The sequence below is a fragment of the Arthrobacter sp. Y3221157 genome (assembly GCF_059089865.1).
Genome location: NZ_JBNHFD010000110.1, coordinates 1 through 10,446, shown reverse-complemented (window position 1 = coordinate 10,446; position 10,446 = coordinate 1). Strand labels below are relative to the sequence as shown.

Annotated in this window: 9 protein-coding genes; 4 read left to right on the top strand and 5 right to left on the bottom strand. The window is 68.2% G+C overall.

The window, feature by feature from the left end:
* Nucleotides 1-344: 344 nt before the first annotated feature.
* Nucleotides 345-2,033 (top strand): alkaline phosphatase D family protein, encoded by a 1,689-nt coding sequence (locus tag AC5RTT_RS18510; RefSeq protein ID WP_494146416.1) that lies wholly within the window; start codon nt 345-347, stop codon nt 2,031-2,033.
* 44 nt (nt 2,034-2,077) lie between these two features.
* On the opposite strand, the gene AC5RTT_RS18505 is transcribed toward AC5RTT_RS18510, so the two are convergent.
* Together AC5RTT_RS18505 and AC5RTT_RS18500 are read right to left on the bottom strand one after the other, a co-directional pair.
* Complete coding sequence (locus AC5RTT_RS18505) at nt 2,078-2,464, bottom strand: HAAS signaling domain-containing protein (protein ID WP_494146415.1); 387 nt, start codon at nt 2,462-2,464, stop codon at nt 2,078-2,080.
* Between the two features lie 2 nt (nt 2,465-2,466).
* Nucleotides 2,467-2,811 carry a PadR family transcriptional regulator gene (locus tag AC5RTT_RS18500; RefSeq protein ID WP_494146414.1) on the bottom strand — a complete coding sequence of 115 codons (345 nt, stop codon included), beginning with the start codon at nt 2,809-2,811 and terminating at the stop codon, nt 2,467-2,469.
* A 147-nt stretch (nt 2,812-2,958) separates the two neighbouring features.
* Here AC5RTT_RS18500 and AC5RTT_RS18495 point away from each other — a divergent pair, with 147 nt between their 5' ends.
* Together AC5RTT_RS18495 and AC5RTT_RS18490 are read left to right on the top strand one after the other, a co-directional pair.
* Nucleotides 2,959-3,735, top strand: coding sequence for a histidine phosphatase family protein (locus AC5RTT_RS18495; protein WP_494010050.1), 777 nt, complete (start codon nt 2,959-2,961; stop codon nt 3,733-3,735).
* Complete coding sequence (locus AC5RTT_RS18490; RefSeq protein WP_494146413.1) at nt 3,704-4,645, top strand: NAD(P)H-hydrate dehydratase; 942 nt, start codon at nt 3,704-3,706, stop codon at nt 4,643-4,645. The genes AC5RTT_RS18495 and AC5RTT_RS18490 overlap by 32 nt, the downstream gene beginning before the upstream one ends.
* 387 nt (nt 4,646-5,032) lie before the next feature.
* Here the strand turns inward: AC5RTT_RS18490 and AC5RTT_RS18485 are convergent, their stop codons facing one another.
* From AC5RTT_RS18485 to AC5RTT_RS18475, 3 genes are all read right to left on the bottom strand, one after another.
* Nucleotides 5,033-5,455: an Hsp20/alpha crystallin family protein gene (locus tag AC5RTT_RS18485; RefSeq protein WP_494010048.1), complete on the bottom strand. Its 423-nt coding sequence runs from the start codon at nt 5,453-5,455 to the stop codon at nt 5,033-5,035.
* A gap of 545 nt (nt 5,456-6,000) precedes the next feature.
* Entirely contained in the window at nt 6,001-7,614 is a 1,614-nt protein-coding gene (locus AC5RTT_RS18480) for an FAD-dependent monooxygenase (RefSeq protein WP_494146412.1), read from the bottom strand.
* Nucleotides 7,590-8,156 (bottom strand): hypothetical protein, encoded by a 567-nt coding sequence (locus AC5RTT_RS18475; protein ID WP_494146411.1) that lies wholly within the window; start codon nt 8,154-8,156, stop codon nt 7,590-7,592. The genes AC5RTT_RS18480 and AC5RTT_RS18475 overlap by 25 nt, the downstream gene beginning before the upstream one ends.
* Nucleotides 8,157-8,315: 159 nt before the next feature.
* Between AC5RTT_RS18475 and AC5RTT_RS18470 the strand changes: the two genes are divergently transcribed.
* Nucleotides 8,316-10,446 (top strand): S9 family peptidase (locus AC5RTT_RS18470; protein ID WP_494146410.1); only part of this gene is annotated, 2,131 nt, incomplete at its 3' end.

Genomic DNA, 10,446 nt, shown 5'->3' with positions numbered 1-10,446 from the left:
ACCTCGACCCCAACGCGATAGGCACCATGACGCTGCCCACGGCAGGTTCCGGGTTCGTCGCTGGCCAGTCCGTGCTGTTCCCGGACTACGGCGCCATTGCTGCGGTGGGGGCTGCCCTGCGGGACGGGCGGATAGCGGAGTTCGCCAGGCCGTAGGGTTCGCGGGCGACGCGCAGGGTCCCTGACGACGCACAAACTCCCTGGCGCGGCTGAGATTTCGGCCGCGCCAGGGAATTTCCGTGACGCGGGTGCACTTGAGCGTCGATTCACGCTGTTCAGCCCCGCCTTACCGGCAGTTCACCCGAGGGAAAAGCTCCGTGCGCCGGCTGGCGGAAACCTGAGGACATGACTTCCGCTTCCCGCACTGAGATTTCCCGCCGCACCATCGTCAAGGGCTCCGTCCTGGCCGCCGCATTGGCGTCCGTGCCCGCCGCTGCCAGCGCCGGACCCACCCGTTCCCCTGCCGGCGTGGCGCTGGTCCGCAACCGGCTCACCCTGCCCAGCGGCATCGCCACCGGCGACGTCACCTCGGACTCGGCGGTGCTGTGGTCCCGCGCGTCGGGTGCCGGCCGGATGACGGCGGTCCTCCGCGCAGTGGACGACGCCGGCGCGATCCTGCGCGGGCGCGGCGCCTTTGAGCGCACCCTCCGCGGGCCAAGGGCCACCCAGGCGTCCGACTTCACCGCCAAGATCCACGCCGGGAACCTGCCGTCCAACACACGGTTCGCGCTGGAGATCAGCTTCGAGGACGACGGCGGCGCAGCCAGTGAAACGGTCCGCGGGACCTTCCGCACGGCCCCCGATGCCGGGACGTACAACGGCAAGGGCCGCACCGGCGAGACGGGCAACGGAGGTGGGGTCCCGGCGTCGTCCGCGCAAAGCTTCGTCTGGACCGGCGATACTGCCGGGCAGGGCTGGGGCATCAACGAGGAGATCGGCGGGATGCGCGGCTACCGGGCCATGCACCAGACCCGTCCGGACTTCTTCATCCACTCCGGCGACACGGTGTACGCGGACGGGCCGATCACCGAAACCGTGCTGGAGAAGGACGGGCAGGTGTGGCGGAACCTGGTGACCGAGGAGGTGTCCAAGGTGGCCGAAACGATGGCCGAGTTCCGCGGCCGGCACCGGTACAACTCGATGGACGCCAACATGCGGGCCATGTTCGCGGACGTGCCCGTGATTGCGCAGTGGGACGACCACGAAACCACCAACAACTGGTACCCCGGCGAGATTCTGGAGGACCCCCGCTATACGGTGCGAGACGTGAACACGCTCGCCGCCCGCGGCCGGCAGGCGTGGCAGGAGAATATGCCCATCGCGGACAGTGCCGCGCTGTGGCGCCCGGGAACGTTCGACGACGCCGGCCAGTACCAGCCGGCGCGCATCTACCGGAGAATATCCCGCGGCCCGCAGCTGGACATCTTCTGCCTGGACATGCGGACCTTCAAATCCCCAAACACCGACGGCAAGGAGGCCTACGCCACCAACATCCTGGGCCAGGAGCAGGTGGACTGGCTGATCCGGGAGGTATCGGCGTCGAAGGCTACCTGGAAGGTAATCGCAGCGGACATGCCCCTGGGCGTCATCGTGCCGGACGGTCCGGTCAACCAGGAAAGCGTTGCCAACCGCGACGCCGGTGCTCCGCTGGGCCGCGAGCTGGAAATCGCGGGGGTGCTCAGCGCGTTCAAGCGGCACCGGGTGAAGAACATCGTGTGGCTGACCGCGGACGTGCACTACTGCGCCGCGCACCACTACTCCCCCGAGCGCGCCGCGTTCACCGACTTCGACCCCTTCTGGGAGTTCGTGGCCGGGCCCATCGCCGCCGGATCCTTCGGGCCGAACGCGATGGACGGCACGTTCGGGCCGGAGGTGGTGTTCTCCAAGGCCGGCCGCTTCCCCGGTGAGTCACCACGCGACGGCGAGAACCAGTTCTTCGGGCACGTCCAGCTTGATTCCGATACCTTTACAGTGAGCCTGCGCAACGCCAACGGCGCCACCGTGTTCTCCAAGGTGCTGACGCCGGAGCGGTGAATGCTCCGGCCAGGCGTCCCGGTCTCCGCCGGTTTCCCGGGATGCTAGTGGAGAACCGGGAGACGCCGGTCCAGGTATTTGCCCGTGAACACCAGCGCCGCTGTCAGCACCAGGATGGACGCGAAGTAGGTGAGCGTGCCTGACACGCCGAAGCTGACCCCCACCACACCGCGCAGCACCAGGTACAGCCCCAACATCCCAATCACGAGTCCCGCGGCAAGCCGCCCAACGCGGGACCCGGGGGAGAGAGAGGTTCCGGCAGGGAAGGAAGCCGCGTAATCGCGCGGCTGGCCGAAGGCCTCCTCACCGCTTTCACCGCTTGCAGCAAGGTGGCTGCGGACTTCCTGCAACGTGCTGCTGACCATGTCTTCGCTGTGTTTCCGCTGGCGCAACTCGTAGGCCAGGGCCTTCAGGTATTCCTCAGTCGACATTGTCAGCCCTTCTTTGTTTGGAGGAGTTTGTTGATGATCGAGGTGAAATGGCTCCAGTCCGAGGCGGACTCCTGAAGCCGTTGCCGCCCCTTATCGGTCAGGGAATAGAACTTTTTCCCCGGGCCCGCTTCACCTTCCCGCCACTCCGAGCTGACGAATCCATCGGTTTCGAGGCGGTTCAGGGCGGGGTAGACCGTGCCACCGCTGAGCCCGTCAAAGCCGGACCCTTTCAGGACCTGGATGACCTGGTATCCATAAGCTTCGCCACTGGCGGCAACGGCCTGCAGGATGCAGACCGGAAGCGCCGCCCGGACCCAGTCGCTGGGCCACCGCTTTTCAGGATTCACGACTAGATAGTCTCACAGACTAAGTAGTCACACAACTGCCCTGAACGTTGCAGGCCGCCGTCGTCCGGTTATTTTCCCCGCCCCGTGGGTACGCCGCTGGTAGTGTTCCTGCATTCGGCACACGGCACACGGACGGGGTGATCTTTCTTGAACGAAAACGGACTGACACAGGCTGTGCAGGAAGCCGGGGCGGTGGAGCTGCTGCTGATCCGGCACGGTGAAAGCGAAGGCAACGTGGCCGCCACGGAGGCCCGGCTTGCGGGGGCGGAGGTCATTGACGTGCCGGCCCGCGATGCCGATGTGAACCTGTCCGGCACGGGGCAGGAACAGGCCAAGGCGCTGGGCACGGCGCTGGCCCGGATCGCCGAGGAGTTCCGGCCGGATGCGGTGGTGTCCTCCCCCTACGCCCGGGCCCGGCAGACGGCGGAGATTGCCGTGGAGGCGGCAGGCTGGCCGGTGGAAGTGCGCGCCGATGAACGGCTGCGCGACCGTGAACTGGGCATCCTGGACCGGCTGACCCGGCTGGGCGTGGAGAAGCGCTATCCGGACGAGGTGGAACGCCGGTCCTGGCTGGGCAAGCTGTACTACCGGCCGCCGGGCGGTGAGTCCTGGGCGGACGTGGCCCTCCGGCTGCGTTCGGTCCTCGATGAGCTGAACAACCTGGGCAGCGGCCACCGCGTGATGCTCGTCTGCCACGACGCCGTGATCATGCTGTTCCGCTACGTGCTGGAGGGCATGTCCGAGCGGGAACTCCTGGACCTCGCTGCGAGCACATCCATCCTGAACGCGTCGATCACCAGGTATGTGCGTCCGTCCGGTGCCGGGCCGTGGACCTTGGAGAGCTTCAATGTGGCCGACCACCTCACGGAGCAGGGCGTGGAGGTCACCGAGCATGCCGGGGACACGAGTGTCCACCCGCGGTGACGGGACCAGCCCCGTGCTGGTGACGCCGTCGCTGCTGCGCGAGTGGCCGCTGCCGGCTCCGGGTGAGGACAAGTATTCGCGGGGCTCGGTGCTGGTGATCGGCGGGGCGCGGGCCACTCCCGGCGCTGTCCTGCTCGCCGGAACAGCAGCGCTGCGCGCCGGTGCCGGGAAGCTGACGGTGGCCGTGGCAGAGTCTGTGGCCGTGCAGATGGGGGTGGCGCTGCCGGAGTGCGGTGCGATCGCCCTGCCGGAGACCGCCGACGGATCGGTCAAGGCTGATGGACTGGACCGGATCTCCTCCTACTTGGACCGGGCGGACACCATCCTGGTGGGCCCGGGCCTGGACGATCCCGGACTGGCTGAAGAACTGTTGCGGGCCCTGCTGGAGCGGGAGTCCGCCGACGGCGGGCCGGATGGTGAAGGGGGTGCCGCCGTCGTGCTTGACGCCTATGCCCTGGGCGGCCTGACCAAGGTTGAAGAGCAGCTGGAACCGTGGCGCGGACGGCTGATCCTGACCCCGAACCCGAAGGAAACGGAGATCCTGCTGGGCCGGGACATCGGGGACCTGGAAAGCGACGTGGCCGCTGTTGCCAGGCGGTTCGACGCCGTGGTGAGCTGCCAGGGCATCGTGGCCCAGCCGCCCGGTGCGGAGGGCGGCGGGGAACCGGAGCTGTGGAAGATCACCACCGGGTACGGCGGCCTGGGGACCTCCGGCAGCGGGGATGTCCTGGCCGGGGCGATTGCCGGCCTGAAGGCCCGCGGGACCAGCGGGGCACAGGCGGCGTGCTGGGGAACGCACCTGCACGCGGCGGCTGCCGACCGGCTGGCCAGCAGGATGGGCCCGCTCGGGTTCCTTGCCCGCGAACTGGCCGACGAACTGCCCGCGCTGATGCTGGAACTGAACACCTGATTCCCGGGACAAGGAAACCCTGCCTGTGCGCAAAGGGATGGCCCCCTGCTTGGAAGCTCGGGGGCCATCGTATCGGAGGGGATCACTCGCAACTGCCGATGCGCTACCGGCGCTGTGGCGTTCCTTAAAGGCAAACCGCCCAAAACTGGCAGATACAACGCGTTCGGATCCTCCCGGTAACCCTGTTCTAGCACCAGCATGCGGACCAAGACAAGGCATCCCCGCCGGTAACTTTGGACGACCCCCGGCCGGAGCCGGGGGCCACCGTATCGGGAAGTACGGGTTGACGCTGCCGATGCGCTGTCTGGCGCTGTGGCGTGCACTCGGTGCGACCCGCCCCATCATGGCACTCAACAGAGAACCCGACGTCCCGATCCCTGAAGGGGACTAGGCCGCGATCTCCTGCTTTGTCCCCTTTGTCTCGATCTCGATCTTCCGCGGCTGGGCCTTTTCGGCGACGGGAATCCGCAGCGTCAGGACACCGGCATCGTAGCTTGCCTTGATCTTGTCGACATCCAGGGTGTCCCCGAGGATCAGCTGGCGGCTGAAGACGCCGCGCGGCCTCTCGGAGGCGACCAATTCGGTGTCCTTGCCCGCAACGTCAGGCCGCTCGGCCCGCACCGTCAGGACATTCCGTTCCACATCCAGATCCACTGAATCCACCGCGACGCCGGGCAGATCGAAGGCCACGACAAATTCCTTGTCCTCCCGCCAGGCGTCCATCGGCATGGCTGCCGGACGCGCTGCCGTTCCGAGGACCTGCTGGGCCAGCCTGTCCAGCTCGCGGAACGGATCGGTTCGCATCAACATGGCTTCCCTCCTCGTAAGAGATGGTCCAACATCGTTTCGAGTATCAGCCGATCTGTATTGGCTGATATAGATTTTTTAGCACCGCAGGAACAGATCCGCAAGCGGTGCAGGAAGGAAATTTGCAACTTTTTTGGACCGGTTTTGGGCAAGGAAAAGGGGCCTCCCACGGCCCGTGGAAGGCCCCTCCGGCTGGTCCCTGCTAGCTCCGGGTCGGATCCGGGCGCAGCGGCGCCGGCCCCGGATCGGGCACGGGCAGCGGGCCGGGAGACGGCGGCGCCGGGAACGGGTTGGGGGACGGATGCCCGGGCTGGGGCTGGGTGGGATCTGGCGGTGTGGGTTCTGGGCCTGGTTCCGGCGGAAACGGCTCGGGTTCGTGCACTGGCGGGATGGTCATAAACTTCCCCTCTCACGCGTGGCTGATGTGCCTGGCGTGATCAGGATACGCCTGCCGCCTGAAGGCCACTAGGCCCCGTCTACCCCGGACGCCCGCTCACTTCTGGCGCTGTTCTTGGAAACGCCCGCTCACTTCTGGCGCTGTTCTTGGTTCAGTCCCCCACCGCGCCCACCAGACGCAGCCAGTCCCGCAGCTGGCGCACATCCGCCTCCGCGCACCGGAAACCTACGTGCCCGTCCGGCCGCACGGCCACCAGCCCGGAACCGGGATGGCTGGTGAGCCGGTGCACATGGAGCAGCGTGCCTTGCCGCTCGCTCGCAGAGGTGACTGCAGCAGCAACGTCCGGACCGGCGTCGCGCTCCAGGAGAATATGGATGCCGGGCACGGCGGTCAGCCCGTGCAGGCGGACCTCACGGCCGTCAACTGTCGCGGGCCCGTCCGGCAACCGGTCCCCCGGCTTCGGCCAGCTGCCGGCCCGCGGTCTGCAGTCCACGGAAATGGGACTGCGCCGGTACCGGACGAAGGGCTGCGCCAGCAGCCTGATCCCTTTCGAGGTGAGCCAGCGCCGGCGGAGCACCAGCGGCAGCAGCGGCGCACAGAGCGGCAGCAGGGCGCGGACGGCCCGGGCGGCAGGATGCGGTGACGCCTCCCCGAAGAAGATGACGTGCGTCAGGGCAAGCACCCGCCTCGCGGCTAGCCGGCGTTCCTGCCCGTAGGACTCGAGCAGCTCGGGCAGTTGCCGTCCGGCTTTGGCGGCGAACCCCAGCCGCCAGCCGAGGCTGAGCGCGTCCAGGATCCCGTTGTTCATGCCCTGGCCGCCCGCGGGGGAATGCGCGTGCGCGGCGTCGCCGGCCAGGAATACGGTGCCGCTGCCGAAGGTGCCGGCAATGCGGTGCTGGAGCGGGACCTGAGCGGACCAGCGCACCTCCCGCACCACCGCCTCCAGTCCGGACGCGCGGACCAGGCGCTCCACCTCCTCCGTCGGAACCGGCGGCCCCAGCTGCCCGAAGTGCGCGCCCGGCTGCGGCACTGCCGGCCTCGTGGCCAGCATCCGCCAGGAAGCACCCTCGCGCAGCGCAAACAGGAAGGCCAGCCCGGCCTTCCCGACGGCGGCGTGCAGCCGCCCCGGATCAAGGGACCCGTCGAGCTCCAGGTCGGCCAGGACCGCCTCCACCGCGTACGGCCCGCCCCGCCAAGGGGCCCCCAGGACGCCGCGGACGGTGCTGGATTGCCCGTCACACCCGGCCAGGAACGGGCACCGGTGCTGCTCCAGCCCGCGGGCGGTGTGGAGCTCCGCATGGAGAAGTCCGTCCGCCGGGTCCGGCTCCAGCCGGCGGAACTCTACGCCCCAGTCCACTGGGACCCCACGTTTCCGGAGGGCCTGCCACAGAACGTCCTCGACGTCGGCCTGCCGGACCAGGGTCAGGTGCGGGAAGGCGGTGTCCGGAAGGTCGGCACGGCCGAGCCTGGCCGCAACCACCTTCCGGCCCAAATGGATGCGCGCTTCCGGAGCCGTATCCGCCCGGTCCAGCAGCTCGTCGGTGACACCGAGTGGGCGGAGGCCTTCGAGTGCCCGGGCATGGAGCATCATGGCCCGGGACGGGCGGATCCGCTCCGCGCGGCGGTCAACCACGCGGACCGTGACGCCGTGCGCGTGGGCCTGCAGGGCTGCGGTGAGGCCGGCGGGACCGGCCCCGACCACCAAAACGTCCGTGGCCGCCGTCGTACCTTCTCCCGCTGTCACGCCTGGCTGAGAAGCCGCCACCAGGCCCGGCCACCTTCCGCCGCCGCCTCCATCCGGGCAGGATCGGCGAGCACCTCGTCCCGGCGGAGGCCGGGCAGCACCTTGTAGCTGATGGACCCGGGAACACTCACAAGCTCGAGGACCCGCCACAAGGCAGCCGCATAGTCGTGGGCCCGGGCAGCACCGTCCCATTCATAGAGGCCGCGGTAGGCGCCGTTGGTGTCGTGCGCGCACCACAGCTTGGACACGAACCCCGGAAACCCGACGAAGAGCGGGGTGTTGAGCAGGCTTTCGGCCTCAAAGAGGCGGTGTGCTTTGCCCCGCACCAGCCGGAGCTTGAAGGCGACCACCAGGACGCAGGGCTCGGCTGGTGAAATACGGTCGACGGCGGTCTCCCGATAGACGCGTGCCGTGCTGCCGTCCGCGAAGCGGAGCACCCGACCCACGTTGTTCTTGGGCAGATGCACCTGGCTCCGGGCCAGCATCACGCAGGTTCTTCCCACGCAGCGGGCCACCGCCCGCCATGCTGCGGCCCGCGGTGCGGGCCCTGAATCGAAGGACATGGTTTTCTCCTTTCGCGGACTGGCGCTGTCCTTCCACCCTGCCGGGAAACGCATACCCGTTCCCAGAGTCTTTGGCCCCTTCCAGCCGGCGCGGGGCCGGTTCTCCCCCGGTAGCGAACGGGCCCGGCCTTTCGCGGAGGCGGTGGATATATTGAAGGCATGACCTCCACTCCGCTGCAGGATTCCGCCAGTACGCCCGCGTCCGCCGCTACCCCGCCGGTGGCGAAGAAGGTCCCGCTGGAGCGGACGCACCACGGGGACACTTTCGTTGACAACTACGAGTGGCTGCGGGACAAGGAATCCGCCGAGGTGGTGGAGCACCTGAAGGCCGAGAACGCCTACCAGGAAGCGGTCACCGCCCACCAGGAGCCGCTCCGCGAAGCGATCTTCCAGGAGATCAAGGGCCGCACCCAGGAAACCGACCTCTCGGTTCCGCACCGCAAGGACGACTGGTGGTACTACAGCCGCTCCGTGGAGGGCAAGGAATACGGCATCCAGTGCCGGGTCAGGGCCGCCGACACCGGGGACAGGATTGCCGACTGGACCCCGCCGGCCGTGGAGCCCGGCGTCGCGATTCCCGGCGAGGAAGTCCTGCTGGACGGCAACGTCGAGGCTGAGGGCAAGCCGTTCTTTTCCGTGGGCGGCTCGGCCGTAACCGTGGACGGCAACCTCTACGCCTACGCCGTGGACAACTCCGGCGACGAGCGCTTCACCCTCCGGATTAAGGACCTCCGCACCGGCGAACTGCTGCCGGACGTCATCGAGAACGTCTTCTACGGCGTCTCGTTCTCCCCGGACGGCGCGCGCATCTTCTACACCGTGGTGGATGATTCCTGGCGCCCGTACCAGGTGAAGGCGCACGTGCTGGGCACGCCCGTCACGGACGACGTGGTCATCTACCAGGAAGACGACGCCGCCATGTGGCTGGGCTTTGAGCTCTCCGCGGACCGGCGCTACCTGGTGCTGGGCATCGGCTGCTCCGAGTACAGCGAAACCCGGCTGCTCCGCTTCGACGACCCCTCCGGGACCGTCCGGACGGTTATTTCACGCAACGAGCGGGTCCTTTACGAGGCCGAGCCGTTCCTGCTGGAGGGCCCGGACGGGAAGATATCAGAGCGTATCCTCCTCACGCACAACCGCGGCGCCATCAACTCCATGGTCTCGCTGGCGGACCCGGCCGAGCTCGAAAAGCCGCTGGCCCAGCAGACGTGGCAGACCGTCGTCGCACATTCCGACGACGTCCGGGTCAACGGCGCGGGCGTCACCGCCACGCACCTGATCGTGTCCATCCGGAAGGACACCATTGAACGGGTACAGGTGATGGGCCTCGCCGGGCTGGGCACGGCGGCACAAGAATCTCCGGTGGAGCCGGCATTCGACGAGGAGCTCTACACCGCAGGCGTCAGCGGATCAGACTATGAGGCCCCCGTCATCCGGCTGGGCTACACCTCCTACTTCACGCCGTCGCGCGTCTACGACTTCGTCCTGCCCACCCCGGAGCAGCCCGCCGGCGAGCTGCTGCTGCGGAAGGAAAGCCCGGTGCTGGGCGGCTACGACGGCAGCGATTACGTGGCCACCCGCGAATGGGCGACGGCGGCGGACGGCACCCGGATCCCGCTCTCGGTGCTGCGGCACAAGGGCATCAAGCAGGATTCGACGGCGGCGGGCCTGGTGTACGGGTACGGCTCCTACGAGCTGAGCATGGATCCGGGCTTCGGCATTGCGCGCCTTTCGCTGCTGGACCGCGGCGTGGTGTTCGTGATCGCGCACATCCGCGGCGGCGGTGAGCTGGGCCGGCACTGGTACGAGGACGGCAAGAAGCTCACCAAGAAGAACACCTTCACTGACTTCATCGCCGCCACCGACTGGCTGGCCGGCTCGGGCTGGGTGGATCCGGCGCGGATCGCGGCGCTGGGCGGCTCCGCCGGCGGCCTGCTGATGGGGGCGGTGGCGAACATCGCGCCGGAAAAGTACGCCGCCATCGTGGCGCAGGTGCCGTTCGTGGATCCGCTTACCAGCATCCTGGACCCGGACCTGCCGCTGTCCGCCCTCGAGTGGGAGGAATGGGGCAACCCGATCACGGACCCGCAGGTGTACCAGTACATGAAGTCCTACTCCCCCTACGAGAATGTCCGCGAGGTGGCCTACCCGAAAATCGCGGCCGTCACGTCCTTCAACGACACCCGGGTGCTGTACGTGGAGCCGGCCAAGTGGGTGCAGGAGCTGCGGAACCGGACCACCGGATCCGAGCCGATCCTCATGAAAATCGAGATGGACGGCGGGCACGGCG